At 45.4% G+C, this 19,384-nt stretch carries 17 protein-coding genes; 11 read left to right on the top strand and 6 right to left on the bottom strand.

Features of this window, described 5'->3' with window-relative positions; translation table 11 throughout:
- The first annotated feature begins 115 nt into the window (after window positions 1-115).
- From GK108_RS23770 to GK108_RS23755, 4 genes are all read left to right on the top strand, one after another.
- Window positions 116-1,582: a Gfo/Idh/MocA family protein gene (locus GK108_RS23770; RefSeq protein ID WP_163953887.1), complete on the top strand. Its 1,467-nt coding sequence runs from the start codon at window positions 116-118 to the stop codon at window positions 1,580-1,582.
- Between the two features lie 162 nt (window positions 1,583-1,744).
- Window positions 1,745-2,050, top strand: a complete 306-nt coding sequence (locus GK108_RS23765) for a (2Fe-2S) ferredoxin domain-containing protein (protein WP_163953885.1) — start codon at window positions 1,745-1,747, stop codon at window positions 2,048-2,050.
- Between the two features lie 36 nt (window positions 2,051-2,086).
- Window positions 2,087-2,776, top strand: coding sequence for a YjjG family noncanonical pyrimidine nucleotidase (locus GK108_RS23760; RefSeq protein WP_163953883.1), 690 nt, complete (start codon window positions 2,087-2,089; stop codon window positions 2,774-2,776).
- A 28-nt stretch (window positions 2,777-2,804) separates the two neighbouring features.
- Window positions 2,805-3,599 carry a 3-hydroxyacyl-CoA dehydrogenase gene (locus GK108_RS23755; RefSeq protein ID WP_163953880.1) on the top strand — a complete coding sequence of 265 codons (795 nt, stop codon included), beginning with the start codon at window positions 2,805-2,807 and terminating at the stop codon, window positions 3,597-3,599.
- Window positions 3,600-3,690: 91 nt separating this feature from the next.
- On the opposite strand, the gene GK108_RS23750 is transcribed toward GK108_RS23755, so the two are convergent.
- The 5 genes from GK108_RS23750 to GK108_RS23730 form a co-directional block, all read right to left on the bottom strand.
- On the bottom strand, window positions 3,691-6,717 hold the full coding sequence (locus GK108_RS23750; RefSeq protein WP_246225129.1) for a TonB-dependent receptor: 3,027 nt from the start codon (window positions 6,715-6,717) through the stop codon (window positions 3,691-3,693).
- Window positions 6,718-6,986: 269 nt separating this feature from the next.
- Window positions 6,987-7,871, bottom strand: coding sequence for an FKBP-type peptidyl-prolyl cis-trans isomerase (locus GK108_RS23745; protein WP_163953878.1), 885 nt, complete (start codon window positions 7,869-7,871; stop codon window positions 6,987-6,989).
- An 86-nt stretch (window positions 7,872-7,957) separates the two neighbouring features.
- A complete protein-coding gene (locus GK108_RS23740) occupies window positions 7,958-9,013 on the bottom strand; it encodes an MBL fold metallo-hydrolase (protein WP_163953876.1) in 1,056 nt (351 codons plus the stop codon).
- Window positions 9,014-9,038: 25 nt separating this feature from the next.
- Window positions 9,039-9,992, bottom strand: a complete 954-nt coding sequence (locus GK108_RS23735) for a fasciclin domain-containing protein (RefSeq protein ID WP_163953874.1) — start codon at window positions 9,990-9,992, stop codon at window positions 9,039-9,041.
- 511 nt (window positions 9,993-10,503) lie between these two features.
- On the bottom strand, window positions 10,504-10,731 hold the full coding sequence (locus tag GK108_RS23730) for a hypothetical protein (protein ID WP_163953871.1): 228 nt from the start codon (window positions 10,729-10,731) through the stop codon (window positions 10,504-10,506).
- Between the two features lie 287 nt (window positions 10,732-11,018).
- Between GK108_RS23730 and GK108_RS23725 the strand changes: the two genes are divergently transcribed.
- From GK108_RS23725 to GK108_RS23695, 7 genes are all read left to right on the top strand, one after another.
- Window positions 11,019-11,267, top strand: a complete 249-nt coding sequence (locus tag GK108_RS23725) for a hypothetical protein (protein WP_163953869.1) — start codon at window positions 11,019-11,021, stop codon at window positions 11,265-11,267.
- Window positions 11,268-11,279: 12 nt separating this feature from the next.
- On the top strand, window positions 11,280-11,525 hold the full coding sequence (locus GK108_RS23720) for a hypothetical protein (RefSeq protein WP_163953867.1): 246 nt from the start codon (window positions 11,280-11,282) through the stop codon (window positions 11,523-11,525).
- A 247-nt stretch (window positions 11,526-11,772) separates the two neighbouring features.
- The gene (locus GK108_RS23715; RefSeq protein WP_163953865.1) at window positions 11,773-12,510 is read left to right on the top strand and encodes an isoprenyl transferase; all 738 of its coding nucleotides are present in this window, start codon (window positions 11,773-11,775) and stop codon (window positions 12,508-12,510) included.
- A 63-nt stretch (window positions 12,511-12,573) separates the two neighbouring features.
- Entirely contained in the window at window positions 12,574-15,165 is a 2,592-nt protein-coding gene (gene bamA / locus GK108_RS23710; protein ID WP_163953862.1) for an outer membrane protein assembly factor BamA, read from the top strand.
- A gap of 235 nt (window positions 15,166-15,400) precedes the next feature.
- Window positions 15,401-16,012: an OmpH family outer membrane protein gene (locus tag GK108_RS23705; RefSeq protein WP_163953860.1), complete on the top strand. Its 612-nt coding sequence runs from the start codon at window positions 15,401-15,403 to the stop codon at window positions 16,010-16,012.
- A gap of 19 nt (window positions 16,013-16,031) precedes the next feature.
- Window positions 16,032-16,685 (top strand): OmpH family outer membrane protein, encoded by a 654-nt coding sequence (locus GK108_RS23700; protein WP_163953858.1) that lies wholly within the window; start codon window positions 16,032-16,034, stop codon window positions 16,683-16,685.
- Between the two features lie 231 nt (window positions 16,686-16,916).
- Window positions 16,917-18,488 (top strand): hypothetical protein, encoded by a 1,572-nt coding sequence (locus tag GK108_RS23695; protein ID WP_163953856.1) that lies wholly within the window; start codon window positions 16,917-16,919, stop codon window positions 18,486-18,488.
- Window positions 18,489-18,573: 85 nt separating this feature from the next.
- Here the strand turns inward: GK108_RS23695 and GK108_RS23690 are convergent, their stop codons facing one another.
- Window positions 18,574-19,368, bottom strand: a complete 795-nt coding sequence (locus tag GK108_RS23690; protein ID WP_163953852.1) for a lipoprotein signal peptidase — start codon at window positions 19,366-19,368, stop codon at window positions 18,574-18,576.
- Between the last annotated feature and the right edge of the window lie 16 nt (window positions 19,369-19,384).

Here is a 19,384-nt window from a genome sequence, read left to right as displayed (position 1 = left end):
CTACAGAATAGATTCTATAAACTTAGTTGGCTAAATAAAGCGCTGATTGGCGGGATCGCGGGTAAATCTGGGAGTAGATTCGCTTTTCGAACTACACGTGTAAATCTCTCCTTTCATGCAATCCAACCGACGAACATTTATCAAGAGCCTGTCGGCGGCTTCAGCACTTGTAGCAACTCAGGGACTCGCCAAACCGTTTGGCGTCGCGCCTGCTTACATTCCCAATCTGAAGAAAATCAGCCCAAACGATAAAATTCGGTTCGCAACGATTGGTATGGGCATTCAGGGAAATTTCGATACCAATGCCGCCCTGCGAAACCCAGGCGTGGAGTTGGTAGCCGTTGCCGATTTATACGATGGTCGGCTTGAGCATGCCAAAACGGCTTTCGGCAAAGATCGGTCGTTGTTTACCACCCGCGATTACCGCGAAATTCTGGCTAAACCCGATATTGATGCCGTTCTGGTTGTTACGCCCGACCACTGGCACGATCATATTACGATTGCGGCACTGAAAGCAGGTAAGAACGTGTACTGCGAAAAACCAATGGTCCAGCACCTCAATGAAGGGAAAGCGGTTATAGATGCCTGGAAGAAATCAGGTAAAACCATGCAGGTAGGCAGCCAGCGTATCAGCAGTGCCTCGTTTCAGGAAGCGAAACGTCTGGTCGAAGCCGGAGAAATTGGGCCGATCAACTATATCGAATCCAACAGCGATCGGTTCAGTGCTATCGGCGCCTGGCAATATTCCATTCCGCCCGATGCATCTACCCAAACACTCGACTGGGATCGGTTTCTGGGCGATGCCCCCAAAAGGCCCTTCGATGCCAAACGATTCTTCCGCTGGCGGAACTACAAAGATTATGGTACGGGTGTAGCCGGTGATTTATTCATTCACCTTATTACGGGCGTTCACTACGTAACCAATACGATGGGGCCAACTCGTATTTACTCGTCCGGGAATCTGGCCTACTGGAAAGATGGTCGCGACGTACCAGATGTGATGTCGTGTATTATGGATTATCCGAAAACCGATCAGCACGACGCCTTTCAGATGGTTCTACGGGTCAATTTTGCCAATGCGGGCAAAATCAGCAACGTAACCCGTATTATCGGCAGCGAAGGACAAATCGAGTTCTCGGAAGATAACCTGATCATGACCAAAAAGAAATTACCTGCAGCTCCGGGCTACGACGGCTACGATAGTTTCTTTACGTTTACAGAACCTGTTAAGCAGGAATTTGTGAAACAATACGACGCTCAGTATCCACCTGAGACACGTACGGCCGAACCCGTCAAGGAAATCAAATTTGAGGCCCCGAAAAACGACGATGCTCACGCCAAGCACTTCGCCAACTTCTTCGATAATGTTCGTCAGGGTAGTCAGGGTACCATCGAGGATCCCGTATTTGGCTTCCGCGCTGCTGCCCCCGTACTTGCCTGCAACGAAAGTTATTTCGAGAAGAAAGTCGTGTACTGGGACCCTGTTACCATGACCCAGCAAAATCCATCGGCTAAGCCCAAATCGGCTTCAGGCGTTAAGAAACCGATTGCTACGTCGAAAGAAACTACCAAAAAATCGTAAGCGTATACGCTGCCAACGTAACGGCACAGAACCCGCTCTGCTCACACCTCGTTGTGAACAGGCGGGTTACTTATTGAGTCATAGCCTACGATAGAGACACAGAACTTTAAAGCTCCTACTCAGATTCATTACGTACCTTTGTGAATCTATTAATAAGAAGCAATGAAATACAAAAAGCACGTTTTTATCTGCAATAATCAAAAGCCTTCTCCCAAAAAGTCGTGTGGAGAAGCACATGGCAATGAGCTGGTCGATGCGTTCAAAGCCGCTCTGGCCGAACGGGGTTTGTTAAAGGAAATGCGCGCTCAGCGAACGGGTTGCCTCGATGCCTGTGCGTTTGGCCCAGCCCTGGTTGTTTATCCGGAAGGCACGTATTACGGGAATGTACAACTGTCGGATGTTGACGAAATTGTCGATAGCCATCTGGTCAATGACAAACCGGTTGAACGACTAACCTTAAACTATTAGGCCCCGGCCGACCAGCCAAACTGGCCAACCAACGGTATGTACAAACACCTTTTTTTCGATCTGGATCATACGTTATGGGATTTTGACAGAAACTCCGCTGAGTCGATTGCTGAACTGTACGAAACGTTCAACCTTGCCGATGTCGGGATTCCATCAGCCGAAGCGTTTAGCCATCATTTTATTACCATAAACCGAAAGCTGTGGGCTGATTACGACAAAAACCTGATCGAGCATAGTTATATCAGGCAGCACCGGTTTCCGCTCGTTTTCCAATCGTTGGGCGTCGACGAATCGGCCGTACATGCCGACCTGAATGTCGAGTATCTCCGTCTGCTTCCCAGAAAGCCGCATTTGCTCGATTCGGCCCGCGAAGTGCTCGATTATCTGAAAGGTCGTTATACGATGCATATCATTACTAACGGTTTTGCCGAAATTCAGGCAATTAAGCTCGATAGCTCCGAAATCGCGCATTACTTCACCCACGTCATTACCAGCGAGACGGCAAGCGCGAAAAAACCAAACCCACTGGTTTTTCAGTACGCCATGGAGATCAGTGGTACCAACGTATCAGAAAGCATCATGATCGGCGATAATTATGAAGCAGACATACTAGGCGCAAAAAGCGTTAATATGGATACCGTTTTTTATAATCCACAGGGCGTATTAGTTGAGGATCAGCCCACTTACGACATCCGGCATTGGAAAGAGCTGATGGCAATCTTATAAAGTTCTGTCCCTAAACAGTGATTGATGTATGCTACTAAATTCATCAACAGCCCTGGTTACTGGAGGAGCCTCCGGGCTGGGCGAAGCGACTACCCGACTACTGGCCGCCAACGGTGCTAATGTTGTTATCGTTGACCTTAACGACGAACGTGGCCAGGCACTCGCCGACGAACTTGGTCCATCAACACGATTTATCAGGGCGAATGTAACCGACGAAGGGGATGTTCAGGCAGCTGTCAATCTGGCAGTGGAAACGTTTGGTGGTTTACACATCAATGTCAATTGCGCGGGTGTAGCCGAAGCTCGCAAAACAGTTGGCAAAGTAGATGGTGTTTACGGCGCTCACTCGCTGGCCGTTTTTCAGAAAGTAGTTTCTATAAACCTGATCGGTACCTTCAATGTGATTCGTCTGGCGGCCCTGGCAATGGAACATAATGAGCCTAACGGTAGCGATGGACCATTCGAAGGAGAACGGGGAGTTATCATAAACACAGCATCGGTAGCAGCTTATGACGGTCAGATTGGACAGGCTGCTTATTCTGCTTCGAAAGGTGGTATTGTTGGGATGACACTGCCCATTGCCCGCGACCTCGCCCGTTCGGGAATCCGCGTTATGACCATTGCTCCCGGCTTATTCGAAACGCCACTACTGGCTGGCTTACCCGAAGAAGCACGCTTATCACTCGGTCAGCAGGTACCGTTTCCGTCGCGCCTGGGCCGACCATCGGAATACGCCCAACTAGTCAAAAGCATTATCGAAAATCCAATGCTGAACGGCGAAGTAATTCGTCTGGATGGTGCTATTCGCATGGCACCGAAATAACAAATGTAGCCTGGACGTCCACGTCCGGGTGGTAGTAATAGTTTAACGAATTTATTACTACCACCCGGACGTGGACGTCCAGGCTACTTTATTAGAACGTAAAGTTCAGGCGAGCAAACAGGAATCGGCCGTTCATACCAAACTGAGACGTATTCCGGGAATAGATAAACTGGTTCGCGTTCGATAGATCTACAGTCGAAGGAGTTGCCGAATAAACGACGTTGCCACTTGCATCTACGCCTGTCGGTCTTTTTGCCGACACTGGGCCAAAGTTTTTATCTGGATAGATATCGAACAGGTTGTTGGCGCCTACTACTACTTTCAGAGCTGGAATAACCTGATAACCAACCGATAGATCAGTGATTACCCGCGCCCCCCAGACCGGGTGCTCATTTTCAACCACCTGTCCGTTAACCACGATAGCGCCTATCATACCATCGCCATTCACGTCAACAGTGTTTGGATCGGTCACTTTACCGAAATAAACGTTACGTAGGAAGAAATCGAATTTGTTCAGCGTTAACGTATTGCTCAGGTTGAATTTTACGCGAGGAACAGCCTCCTGCAAATACACCCGCGACATTTCTGAATAGTACCGGTTAATCTGTCCATTGTCGGCCAGAATCTTCGATGCTTTAATATCTCCGACCTGCTTGGTTTGCGACACTGTACCGGCTAAATCGCTACGTAGTACAGCTCCTCCGCCAAACGTAGCCTTGTGCGACAATACAATGTCGATCCCTTTCGATTCGGTATCGATAGCATTGGCAAAGAACGTAGCAGCGGTTGCATTCGCCTGATCAAACAGTTGTTGTAATACCAGAGCAGAGCCAGTAACCGTACCACTTGGCCGCGAGAATTGGTCGGTCAACACAACCCGATCTTTAATCTTGATGAAATAGCCATCGGCCGTAATCGTTAAGTTAGCACCTGGTACTTTAGCGGTAAAACCAGCGCTAAGGCTTCTCGACTCTTCTTGCTTCAGCTTCGGAATGCCCAGTAACTCGGCAGCTCTCGACGCGTTGTTGAACGTACCAACTTCAAACGGTACGCCCCCTACAAACTGCGTTGATGTCGAGTTGAAGTAGATCTGAGCGAGCGACGGTGCCCGGAAACCCGTTGAAGCGGCCCCACGAATGTTGATATTATCAGTCAGTTTATAGCGTGTTGCCAGTTTAAAATTAGTCGTGCTACCGAAGTCCGAATAGTTTTCGAAGCGAATAGCTCCTTCTACTAACCATCTGTTCGTTACGTCTAACTCACCATCTGCATAGAGAGCCATGCTCTGACGGTTGGCATTCTGGGTTTCGCGCTGGTTTTCAGGACGGAAGCCAGGGAACACCTGCGATCCACCCGGCCGGGCACGCCCAAAGAAATCGGATGGAGCCGTTTGCGTCGACGTAGTAATCACAGCTCCATTTACATCGTAACGAGCCCACGAGTTTTCATCACCAGCTCTGATACGGTACGTTTCAAACCGCCCTTCCGCACCAAACGCCAGGTTAAATCCCGCCAGCGCATCGAACTTACGACTCAGATCAAGATTGATTGTGTTTTGTGTAAAATGCAGTCCACCCGCTTTGAACACGGTTGGCGACTTATCGAGCATCGTAGCATTGACTGTATTTTCTACGCCATAATCGAAAATGTTCGAGCCATACGTGTTGCTTAGGTCATAGTTAAACGAACCCAGCTTACCACGGAAACCAGCAGCAAATGATCCATCCTTAATTGTCGAATGAATTTCGGGCAGAAAGCCATTGATAAAAATACCCGTGTAAGTACGTTCCTGATTCGGATTCCGATAAAAACCGGCGGCATCGCCCTTCCGTTGGCCATAGCCCCCGAACGCATAAAACTCGTGGTTTTCGTTGATCGGAATGGCTGAGTTCACGAAAAACTGAAGACTTCTTAAATTTGACTGACCAACACGCATTGAAAAATCGCCACGGGTCAATCCACGTGCGGCCAGTTCGTTATCGGTTACGTCGGTCGCCAGAATTGTCCGTAAATCAGCAATACTATTGGCACCGGCAATGCTCGCCTGTGTCGCCTGATCGAAGTACGTTACACCCAATGCCCCCTGTTTAATGCCAGCAATGTTAGTCGGTAAGGTATTTACGTTGCCGCCTGCCTGTAATACTCTATACTCAATGGCATTATAGCGATTAAACAAGCTTGCCGTAGTCGGCATAGCACGGCTTGTATAATTTCGCATCTGAGCCGATCCAGTGAAGTTGATAAAACCCGCTTTCCCGATTCGGACGCCATAGTTAGCATCGACCTGAACATTGCCACCGTCGACGCCCCCTTTGAAATTGTTGGAGCCTTGTGAGAAGTTACCACCACCATATACTGATAAAGCTAGTTTACCAGTTGATTCTTTCATTTTTACGTTGATGATACCGGCAATAGCATCAGAACCATACTGAGCAGCTGCCCCATCACGTAACACTTCAATGCGATCAATAGCAAAAGCAGGAATAGCATTGAGGTCAGTGCCAACCGATCCACGCCCCGGTGTACCATTTACGTTGACCAGCGACGAGGTATGGCGACGTTTGCTATTGAGCAACACCAGCACCTGATCGGGACCAAGCCCTCTTAACTGGGCAGGGTCGATATGGTCCGTTCCATCGGCAACAGTCGTCGTATTCGAGGTAAACGAAGGAGCCACTACGTTCAGAATCTGGTTTAGGTTATTCTGGGGCGCCTGTGTCGTTAGTTGTTGCACACTGATTACGTCAACCGGTACAGGGCTTTCTGTCTTTACCCGACCAGCACTTCGTGTTCCCGTAACGATCACCTCCGACAAAGCAGCCGTTGACTCTGAAAGGGCGACATTAACTGTTTCTGTTTCTTTCACATTTACAGTAACAGTCTGCGTAGCATAGCCAACAAAGCTCACCCGTATTGTATAGCTACCCGGATTCAACTTTAATGTATATTCTCCATTGCCATCGGTCGTGGCACCATTATTCCCGTTAACAACGGCAACAGTAGCGCCTGGGATGGCAGCCTTCGTGATGGCATCAGTAATTTTCCCTCGTATACCTTGAGCTAAAACAGCAGTAAATGTAACCATCCAAATGGCAACACTAACTGCAAAACGATTCATGTAATTGCTGTTATACATAAGTTTTATTTGTTAATAATCGCGCAATATAGAATATTATTCTAATCGATCGACACATAACAGACAAACATATGGACAGTATTTATTACATACAGAATAAGTATATTTACCAATAATCGGCTGATTATTAGCGATTTTGAATAAAAAAAGGCTTACCCGTTAACGGGTAAGCCTAAGTAAACTTTCTATCAAAAGAAATGACAACTTACGTAGAAGGACTTTCAAAATTTAGCCCATTCTTACTACGTTATCTATTTTGCTGAGATTACCTGCAGGTCAAATCGCAGCGGAGCATATGGGGGGATTATGTACTGATTGCCACTGAGACGACCTTCTTTACCATACCCACTTGTCGAAGGAAATATAATCGTAGCCGACTCGCCAACCCGCATTTTCAACAACCCTTCTTCGAAGCCTTTTACGTATCGGCTTTGTCCGAGTACAGCGTCAAACGTACCGCTTCCGGTACTATCAAAAGGCATTGACGCCCGGAGTGTCCGCCCTATATATTTAATCGTGACTGTCTGTCCGGAAGTAACCTGAGCCCCTGCCGTATTGCTCACTGTTTTAGAAATACGAAGGCCAGTAGATGACGAATCGGTAACCGTTATTTTTTTAGCAGCTATATACTGTTGAATCTGCTGGTTTTCGTCACGTGATTTAACTAACTGTACATCAAAGCGTACTACCGAATAGGCGGGCAAGTTTGCATTCGGAGCGTTACTACCATAGGCTAGATAGGATGGAATCAGAAGCGTAGCTTTTTCGCCTTCCCGCATTAAACTTAACCCTTCTTCCAGTCCAGCCAGAATCGTATTGATGCCCAGTGGGTAGTAAACAGGTTTACCCGTTACCGTACTATCGATAAATACATCGTTCAGGTTATATGACTTGTAGGTAAATTCTACTTCCTCTCCTATCGTTGCTTTCTCTGCGGTCGGGTTAGCAGACGTAAGAGCGTAGTATAAGCCCGACGAAGTAGTAGTACCGCTCAACCCTTTCGTTTCAACATATTTTTTAATATCGGCATCGTTTTGCGCGAATTTTTCGTTTGATGGATCAACGTTTTGATTCATACAAGAGGTCAATCCGCCGAGTAGCAGGCAACTGAAAATGATAAAATGAAGCGTTCGCATGAAATTGGATTAACAAAAAAGATACTAACTAATACGCTTACTGACCCTAAACTGTGGCGTAGCGTTGGGATGAAAGAACATTTTTTTCAATTGAGTACTAAACTTCCCCCTACTGTCAACGCCTGAAAGCGTTCGGGCAATATATTTTTAGCGGCTAATGCTTTGCTTAGTTCCTCAACGGGTTCCGCAGCACCATCGTCGGCCAATGGGAACGTACCAAAGTGAATAGCAACACTTTGCATCGATTTTACGTCTTCATGGATCTGCACAGCCTCAGCTGGCGAACAATGAATTGGCGACATAAACCAGGGCGGCTTATAAGCGCCTATTGGAATCAACGCTAACCGCAAGGGACCAAACTGATTTCCCAGTTCTTTTAGGTAAGGGCCATAACCCGTATCGCCGGCAAAATAAAGCTTTCCGGCCACTTTGCTCTCAATTATGTAGCCAGCCCAAAGGGTAGCGTTCCGGTCAAAAATACCACGTCCGGAAAAATGTTGAGCTGGCACACAATGAATGGTAGTGCTATCATTAATGGAAACCGACTGACGCCAATCCATTTCATGGCTGTTATGACAGCCGTTTTCTTCCAGAAATGCTTTTACACCTAACGTACAGACAATTTTCGGATGATCGCGCTCATAGAGTTTCTGAACCGTTCCAATATCCAAATGATCCCAGTGATTATGACTCAATAGCAGCACATCAATTTTAGGCAAATCCTCAAAACGAACGCCGGGCGGGTTGTTGCGTTTCGGGCCAGCAAATTGAAACGGGCTGGTACGTTCGTAATAGATAGGATCGGTCAGTACGTTTAAACCGTCAAACTGCAACAATACTGTCGAATGATTAATAAACGTCACACGAACGGTTTTACCAGTCACTGTTGTAGGCGGAGGAGGCTCCGGTGGATTAGTATGGTAGGCTGGCCAGGGTCCCTGCTGGCGATTTAACGTCCAGCCGATCACCTCCCGAAACCCTTTAGCCTTTGCGCCGTTCAGGTTATAAAATTCCTTACCATCAAAATGGTCGCTGATGGGGCCGCTATAGCGGGGAGCAGAAATCCTATACCCAATAATAATTGCTACTAAAATGGCAACAACAATAAGAATTCCCAGCACTAATAGCAGTCTGGCCCACATAAAAAATTGGCTAATAAGGTAGCATTTACGGTTGTAATACCTGGTCAATGCTATGAATCACTCCGTTCGTAGCTGGCTGATCAGCTTTTCGGATCATAGCAGTGGTTGGGTTTTTATTGCCTTTGATAACAACAACCCCATTTGTGACAACTAAGGTAAGTCTATTATTGGTTAATAACGTATTGACAGACCCCGATTGAAACTGATAACTAAATGTAGCCCCCGCCAGCATGTGGTACGTGAGCAAGGAAGACAAGGTCTGTGACGAAATGGCTTCGATGGAAGCTATACTCGTATAGCCCGACGCAATAAAGGCATCATCGGTAGGGGCAAATATGGTAATTGGATTAGCCGAGGTCGTATTACTAAGCGTAGCAATCAGAGATGGGTTTACAGTACTTATGCGTTTTAAGGCAGCCGCCAGAAACGTGAATGTGGAATTACTCTGAATAGTCGCTAACAAAGAGCCCGATGACGGTGTCAGTACATGATCGATAATATGAATGACGCCATTAGCTGCCTTTACATCGGGCTGGGTCACTTTGGCATTGTTGATATACACGGTTCCTGCTCCAGCATTATTCAGATAAGCTACTCCCTGGCTCGCCGTCTGAACGGTGTTGACTTCAGTAGGGATTGTCGATAAAGAAACCGGGCTGTAGAGTACGTGATACAAAAGCATATTTTTTACCTGCTCTTTCGGTAAAGAGCGGATAGCCGCTTCGGTCAATCCCGAATTTTGAAACGCTGCATCATTAGGGGCAAAGAACGTAATATTGGCTGCTTTAAGCGCATCGCCTGCTTCGGCATAGGTCATAGCTGCGCGTAAGATACCGAATTGTTTGTCTTCCAGAATTTGATCTGTTATCGTTTTCGGATCGGCAACCGTATTATCACGATTCGTACAACTGAATGAGAGTACCAACAATAGACCCAGAACAGATAGTCTGCTCAATAGTGGCGCAAAATAGTTTGTCATTCTGGTAACAATAAAATAACTGATCTGTGTCCGTAGAACGTACCGATCTACGTTATGTTTCCCAGCAGCAAATATAATGATAGTATATACGTATCGTATGCAAGTCTAAATTCCGTTTAGCCGAATCGATTTTCCTTTGCCGCATGCTTGTTAAATCACAAAAAAGCCACCCCGAATATCAGGGCGGCTTTCCACTACTATCCACACCATTCAAGGGAGATAACCGAGCGGTTACCACCCCTTGACGTATATCCTCTTTGAAGGACATTTGGCGAACTACGCACTTATTTAGTTGCTGTGCAAAAAATAAGCGCTCAATCATAGAAAAACTAGCCAAATTCCAGTATATGAAACTTATTTAATATGCCTCGTATACTATAAACTTGCGAGCGCCATGCGTTGCCATCTCATCTACGAAGCTAGTTGAGTTATTCCGCTGCGGATATAGGGAAGCTCTTCAACTCAGTATTTTGAATTGATCAATAGCAGGTTTCATATGATAACAGGCGAGTTAAATCGATTTGTCGATTTTCCATCGTTTACCGTTGATATCGATGGTTTTCTGAGCCGAAGTGAGGGAATGTTTTACGCCGTATATCAACCCGGAGCTATCATCTATAATTTTATAAGCAGTTCTGGCCTTGGTTTCCAGACATATATTCTGCTCATTATCCCACTGATAAAGAGCGGTAGCTTCTGCCTTGATAACGAACCCCTTATAATATACCGGATTACTCACTCTTGATAGGCTTGATATGTTTAAAGCATTGGACAACAGGTGGAACTGTAGAGTTACCAGTTTCAGTAATTTACATAAAACTGAGCGAATATATATTCTATTTGTTAACAGCCAACATAAACTTTTTATCTTTTTTTAATCTATATTAAATTCTGATTAATAATACCTTACAGCCATCAGGCATGAAATTGCTGCATCAAAAAGTATCATTTATTCATTCAAACATTAAAATTTCTAACTATTTAGATTATTTTTACAGAGCAACACTAGCAATTTCCACACTTAGTATGGCTCTACTGACTACTCCTCAAAACATTCAGCAACAAAAATTGGCACTTGAATACAGGCTACGCCAGTCAGACGTAACGATTGCGGCTTTGCACCAATCGCTTGCTGAAATAAAAAAACAACCTTCCAACAAAACCCTGCGTGTAATGGCCATATCGGCCGCCGAAAGCCTGGAAGTAGAACAACATCTGCGCAAGCAACTTCTTTCGCAGTACATTACATTAACCAGTCAGCCAGGCCGGGCATAAGCTAGTATTCCCATGAGCAATAACCAGCAACAGGAGCTGCTTGGTAAGAAACGCCTTTACGAATCCATTATCACTAGCCGTCTGATTTCGGCCAAAGAATTGGATGATGTTTTCCATAAGCAACCAGTGCTAGCTCCCTCCCCTGCCAAGCAGGCTATATCCCGACAGATGCGCCAGCGTATCAACCTGATCCATTTACAATGCCAGGCTATGATCGCGGAATACGACCTGGTCGTAAAACAGTTACAACATAGCTAGCCTAGTTTGAGAATCGTTTGCTTCCTATAAGGCGTGTGGGCTATCTTAAAAATAAAGCCACATGCCTAGCCTAAGCTTATTCGCCTGGCCGTTGCAAAAAGCTACGCCAGGCGATTTTTTTTCCTTTCGTTTGACGAATAGATTCCTCTCTGAGAAAATCTAAATCCCTGTACTGGTGAATAGTTTAGGGGAATTAGGTATTTTTGTAGGATTGATTCTTAATTAATGTTAAAACTCCCCTATTGGGATGAAAGAACTCATTGACCCGAGCAATCTGCCTCAACACATAGCCGTTATCATGGACGGAAACGGACGTTGGGCGAAGCGGCAGGGAGCTGCCCGGGTATTTGGCCACCGGAATGCCATTAAGGCTGTGCGTGAGGTAACAGAGGGCTGTGCCGAGCTAGGCGTTAAGTTTCTTACGCTGTATGCATTTTCAACCGAAAACTGGAATCGACCTAAATATGAAGTGGATGCACTCATGACGTTGCTGGTTCATACCATTCGGGGTGAAATAAAAACCCTTATGAACAATAACGTGCGTCTAACAACCATTGGCAAAACAGAAAGCCTGCCAACCGACTGCCAGCATGAACTTGCGGAAGCAATTCGCGAAACAGCAGGCAATACAGGGTTAACGCTCGTTCTGGCATTGAGTTATAGCGGACGATGGGAAATTCTGGAAGCCGCCCGACAAATTGCTACGGAAGTGCGCGATGGCCGGTTGGCAACGAGCGATATTGATGAGACTCTGTTCAGCCATTATCTGTCAACAGATGGTATACCTGATCCAGAGTTGATGATACGTACCAGCGGAGAAATGCGAATCAGCAATTTTATGCTTTGGCAGTTAGCGTATTCAGAACTTTATATGCCGGACGTATTATGGCCTGATTTCCGTAGGAAACACTTATACGAGGCAATTTTAAATTATCAGCAACGCGAACGCCGTTTTGGCAAGATTAGCGAGCAACTAGTTAAATAAAGTTTTCGGTTCGTAGCCATACACCCTCGCTTAAACTGAAGGACTCAAACGTATACAATCCACTTGGAACACCGTATAAAACGCATACTGGGAGCTATTTTAATGCTCATTATCATTTACCCTGCTACGTTACAGGCACAGGTACGCGTAGGAGTTGGTCGGGGAACTGACACACCGGCCAACAATGATGATCTGCTCAATTATGCCAGCCCAAAAGAATACGAGATTGTCGGCCTTAGCGTAACAGGCACTCGGTATCTTGATCCAAATTCTCTTGTTTCGCTGGCAGGTCTCAAAATGGGAGACAAGATTCGAATTCCTGGCGAACCTGTAGGCTCCTCTGTCCGTAAGTTAATGGATTCGGGCCTGCTAGATAACGTAGAGTTATTTGCTACTCATGCCGGGGAGGGCAAGGTTTCGTTGATGTTTAAAGTTCAGGAAAGACCTCGCCTTTACAGAGTTAATTTCCTTGGAGTCAAAAAAGGCGAACAGGACCAGCTAAAAGATAAAGTGAAGCTAAACCTGGGTAAGATTGTAACCACTACAATTACAAAAAACACCCAGATGGCTGTTCGTAAATTCTTTGTCGACAAAGGCTATCTCAATACAAAAGTTAAAATCACGACGATACCCGACAGCGCCCGCAATAACGCTACCATGCGGGTTTTGGTCGATAAAGGCAGTAAAGTCAAAATTGCAAAAATTTCATTCGAAAATCTGAATGAACTGGACGAGTCGGCAGTGCGGCTTAAGCTAAAAAGCACCAAAGAAAAACGGTTCGGTCGCTTATTTACCCCGTCGAAATTTGTTCCTAAGAAATACGAAGAAGATAAGCAGAAACTTATCGCGTATTATAACAAACTAGGATATCGGGACGCTGCGATTGAAAGTGATACCATCATTCATAACAGCGATAATACGATAACGCTCAATATGGCGCTCAATGAGGGGCATAAGTATTACTATCGGAACGTCGATTTTTCAGGTAACTATCTGTACCCGGCTGCCCGATTACGCGAGGTTTTAGGTGTTACAAAAGGCGACGTATACAATCCTGAAGACCTTGAGAAAAAGCTGAACGGCAATCCAGGGCAGGATTTGAGTTCGCTGTATATGGACGATGGCTACTTGTATTACAATGCGCAACCTATTGAAAAAAGCATTGATGGCGACTCTATCGACTTAGAGATACGTATTTTTGAAGGAAAACAGGCTACTATAAACCGCGTCATTCTGAACGGGAATACGAAAACCAGTGATCACGTGGTGATGCGTTCAATACGGACATTACCCGGCCAGAAGTTCTCCAAAACAAACCTTATCCGTACGCAGCGTGAATTATCAACGCTGGGTTATTTCGATCCCGAAAAAATTGGCATCAACCCAGTTCCCCAAAACGATGGTACGGTAGATATCGAATATAGTGTTGAAGAAAAACCGTCTGACCAAATTGAACTGTCGGGTGGTTGGGGTGGCTACGTTGGCTTCGTTGGTACGCTGGGGTTAACCTTCAACAATTTCTCGGCACGTAACATTCCTAATTTCAGCGCATGGCGTCCTTTACCAGCCGGCGATGGACAACGCGTTCAGTTACGTTTCCAGGCCAATGGTAGCCAGTATCAGGTATACTCATTGTCATTTACCGAACCATGGCTAGGTGGCCGGAAACCGAATGCGCTCTCTGTCAGTGCCAGTCATACGGTCTATAAATCGTTCTTCGACGCCAGCAACCCCTATAGTATGTATCAGCCTTTGCGGGGTAGAACACCAACAGGTTCTTACACCAATACAGCGATTACCATCGGTTTAGGGCGTCAGTTGAAAGTTCCGGATGACTATTTCTCACTAACGCATTCGTTATCCTATCAGCGATATGATCTGAATAACCTCGATTTATTCTACATCGGTTATAGCAATGGGATCTCGAACAACTTTACGTTCAATACAACTCTTTCCAGAAACAGTATTGATAACCCACAGTTCCCACGTTCAGGTTCATCGTTCTCATTGAGTGGATCGTTTACTCCACCTTATTCAGCATTCCGGACAACAACCGTATCAGAGAAGCCTGAGAACAAATACAAATTTGTTGAATACCACAAATGGATGTTCGACGCCAGCTGGTTCCAGACTGTATTCGGTAAGTTAGTTTTAAATACCCGCGCTCACATGGGCTTTTTGGGTAGCTATAACAAGCGTACTGAAATTGGTCCTTTCGAACGATTTGTACTGGGTGGTTCAGGACTGGCAGGACAAGGCCAATTCGCGCTGGCTCAAGACATTATCGGTTTGCGTGGTTACGATGACCGTAGTGTTTACACCGCCGATTACGACCGTGTTCCAGTAGGCAACGCGCGGAGCCAGGGTGGAGTTGTATACAACAAATTCGTTGCAGAGCTACGTTATCCTGTATCGCTGAACCCATCGGCTACCATTTTCGTCCTCACCTTCCTGGAAGCGGGTAATAACTGGGCGAGCTACAAACAGTACAATCCTTTTGATCTGAAGCGATCGGCCGGTTTTGGTGCTCGTATCTTTATGCCAGCCTTTGGGTTAATCGGTATTGACTATGGTTATGGTTTCGATAAGATTCCAGGAATAAAAGACAAAGCGTCTGGCCAATTCCACTTTACAATTGGTCAACAGTTTAGATAAACCTAGTTCTGCCTTCGTCGGCTTTGTGATCCTGTCAATCTGGCGAAGGCAGAACTAGTAGATAAGATTCATAAAATCTGATCGTTATCTATAGACCACGGCTGCCGGTAAGCAACTGAGCTGTTAATGACATAGAAAGACTCATTAAACTTCTCTGTGTATTATTCATCTAACCACCAGCTCGGCATCAATAATTGACAATCAATTACTTCGCGTAAAAATTGATCGGCTTACAATGAAAAAGGGCCTTTTTTTCGTACTTTTGTGCGCTATTTGTATCAATATTCCAGCACGAGCGCAAAAGTTCGGTTACGTTGATTCTGAATTTATTCTGGGCAAGATGCCCGAATATCAAAAAGCCTTGAGCGAAATTGACAAATTCGCCGATAAGTGGTCGAAAGATATTCAGGATAAATATGTCGAAATAGAAAAGCTGCAGAAAGCATATCAGGCGGAAGAAATCCTGCTTACTGAAGATATGAAACGTGAACGGCAACGAGTTCTGATCGATAAGGAACGAGAAGCTCGGGAGTATAATAACAAAGTGTTCGGCTATCAGGGTTTGCTCTTCGAAAAAAAGAAAGAGCTGATGAAAGCGCCGATGGAATTAATTAACCGGGCAATTGAAAAAGTTGCTACGCAGAAAAAATTAGAATTTGTCTTTGACAAAGCTTCTGATTTTGTGATGCTATACACTAATCCACGCCATGACTATACGGACTACGTTATGGAAGAACTCGGTTTAGATTCAGCCAATAAACAAAATAAACCAACGGCAACATCCAATACGCCAGGATCACCTGCCAACAGTAGTCTAGATAATAAAACAACCACAAAACCGAAGTAGTACAAACTAGTAAACTAAAATGAACAAAAAACTCGTCATGGCGTTCGCGGCTGCCCTTTTAGTAGGAGGTCTGAATGCACAGGCACAAGCTCAAACAACAGCAGCTCCGACCACAACCGCAGCAGGCCCGCTGAAGTTAGGCTATACCAACATCGACTATATTCTCGGTCAAACGCCAGAGGCTAAAGATATCCAAAACCAGTTGACCATTCAGCGTACGCAGTCTGAAAACGAACTGAAGCGGATGCAGAAAGAGCTGGAAGACAAATATGGGGCCTACGAAAAAGGAGCTGCTCAAATGACAGACGTCATTCGGAAAGACCGGGAAACGGAGCTACAAACGCTACAGTCCCGGATTCAGGAATTTGGCCGTTCGGCAGAGCAATCCCTGCAAACCAAATATGGCCAGTTGGTGAACCCTGTTGTCCAGAAAATTCAAAAAGCAATTGACGCGGTGGCCAAAGATAATGGTTACACTTATGTGTTCAATCTGGATGCAGGAGCCAATACTACGCCTATTTTGCTGGTAGCTCCCGAAGAGAATAATATTACTGAGCTTGTCTTGAAAAAACTTGGCATCGACCCTGCTAAAGCGGCAACGCCAGCGGCTAATGCCAATGCACCAAAACCAGCCAATGCAGGTTCAGGTGCAGCAACGCCGAAGAAAAACTAAGCATAGTTTTTTATAAAAATTTATAGCCGCCCTTCATTACATGAGGGCGGCTTTTTTCTTGAAGAGATTATAGAATGGCAAGCATTTTGCCCGAGAAGAATATAATTATTAATAGCTAAAATCAGTATTTAGCAAAGAAAAATGGTAAAACTGATACGATTAAGCAGCCAGACGAAAATCTTAGCCTTACTTTTACGTTTTTCAAGACAGACCACCTCTTAGTTGTTGCATATGAACCGAAATGCCGGTGCCATAGCGTGGGTGCTCATACTAATTACAGTTGTTTGTAGTCACGCGCAAGATTTTAAATCATTACAAATTTTATTTCCAACTCAATCAGACTGGAATGTTGTATCCGAAGGCCATACTGTACGATTTGACTTAAAAACGAATGCCCCCCTGACGGATACGATCAGCTATTCGTTTGGAAATGATAAACAGGAGGGAATGCATCTTGATTCGCTGGGCCATTTCAGTTGGACTCCAGGTTTCGATCTGGCTGATCGTATCCAGACAGCTAAAACCTATTCTGTAACGTTTGAAGCCCAAAATCAACGAGGACAATCTGTTTCTCGCACGGTTGATTTTAAAGTGCTACACGTTAATCGCCCACCAACGGTGGGTGATCTTCAGCCTTTCTACGTAAGCTACCGAACGCAGAATACGTATAAAGTAGATCCTAACGTAGTTCATGACGATGATGGAGATCCCATAACATTTATTCCCATTGCCGATCAGATGCCGGAAGGCAGTAAGCTTACTTCACAAGGTGAGCTAACCTGGACACTGTCCTTAACTCAGTTTAATAAACTCAAGCAGAATCCACAATATATAGAGTTCTGGGTAGAGGATCAGCCAGCTAAAACCCGTACTAAAGCCCGGCTTAAGGTGCAGGTAACCGAAATGGATCTACCACCAATAATTTCGGTGATCCCTCAGGCTACGCATTACAAAATAAGAGAAAATGCCACTGTCGATCTCAAATTCTATTTATACGACCCTAACGGTGAAGATGACGTAGCGACTTTCGGCTTCTTGTCCGACAATCAGCAAATTCCTAAAACGGCATTAGTCAAAAACACCGATAATCAGTTCGAGTTTATCTGGCAGCCGGGATACGATTTTGTTAAGGATCCTTACGACTCGTTAAATGTCCAGATTACGTTTTACGCCCTCGACAGAGCAAAAAACAGAGAAGAAAAGCGAATTACATTCACCATCCTCAACACAGTTAATGAGTTTGAAAAAGACCGTTATCTGTATACACTGTATCGGCAAGCACTCGTACAAGCCTGGGGACTGGTTGAGCAACTAGGAGAAAAGGAGGAACAGCTCAAACATGATTATAAGCGCGCGAAAGGTGGTAAACGTAATCGCTCTGTAGCAAACGCTTCGTTAGGTGCCGTCACAGGCATTTCGCCCGCTGTAACCTCAGGCAAACCTGATCAGCAACGTATAATTTCTGCTGTGGGTGGAACAGCCGTGTTGACGATGGGTACGCTTGAAGCCACAGAAGTTATCGGTAAATCGATGAAAGACCTTATGGATCGGTACAACTACGTACTAGGCAAAAAGGCTGAACTTCAGAACAAAGGCGATGTATTTGCCCGAGAGTTCTCGTTAAAATTAGCCCGTAGAAGCAACGAGTTTATCAAAAAGCTAGATGACTTCCGGGTTGCTATGAGCCTGAGTGGTTTAGTTGCTCTTGAACTTGACGCGAACTGGCAAAGCAAAAAAGAAGCCTCCGATAAAGCCGTCAAGCGAACATTTAAAGATTTTACGCCTTTAGAAGAACCTCAATAACGTAGCAATAATGCTTAGAGGTCTATACAAAAGAAATGCGGTGAGAAACTCTCTCACCGCATTTCTTTTGTACGACAATAACAGATCAATCGCGTTCTTTCTGGCTGTCTGTAATGATCGATTCCTTCTCATCCGTTGAAGAATCCGTCAATTCATTTGCGGGCTCATCAGCAGATTGATTGTCGACAGTGTTTATGCCCGTTTCCGCTGGTTCATCGTCCTTGAGCTCAGCCATGGGTAAAACCTCAGCTTGTGTGGCATCAGGGCCATTCGTTGGCAGTAGGGCATCTTCAACAGCATAACCTCCAAAAAACCGACGCTGGAAAATGAGAATAATGCAAACACCAATAAAAATGCAGGAGTCGGCAATATTAAAAATAGGCGTTGAATAGTACTGCCCCCCCCAAATCGGTACCCAATCAGGAATAAAACCCTCCCAAATGTCCACAAATACCATGTCGATCACTTGCCCATGAAACCACGGAGTGGGTGAGCCATAGGGTGCATTCTCCAGAAAAACCCCATAAAACGTACTGTCGATAACATTTCCGACCGCCCCTGCCAGGATCATAGCCATTGCCCACAGAAGCCCATCAGGAGCTCCTCGGTGAGCCAGATGAACTAAGTAGTAACCAATCCCAACCATGGCAAACAATCGAAAAACACTCAACAGTAGTTTCCCGTATTCATACCCTAGCTGCATTCCAAATGCCATACCTGGATTCAGTACGTAGTGCAGCTTCAGCCAGTCTCCAATTAGCTTGATCTGGCCCGCAAAGCCGGGAGCCATGTAAAAATGAACGGCTAATTTTACGCCCTGGTCAATAGCAATTAAAAGCAGGGTTAACAGGAAAAACTTTAAAGGACTTTTCTTAATCATAAAAAATGTAGGCACA

This window comes from Spirosoma terrae, assembly GCF_010435915.1.
GTDB classification, from domain to species: Bacteria; Bacteroidota; Bacteroidia; order Cytophagales; family Spirosomataceae; genus Spirosoma; species Spirosoma terrae.
Note: the sequence above shows the minus strand (reverse complement) of the source record. Positions and strands in the feature narration are given on the sequence as shown.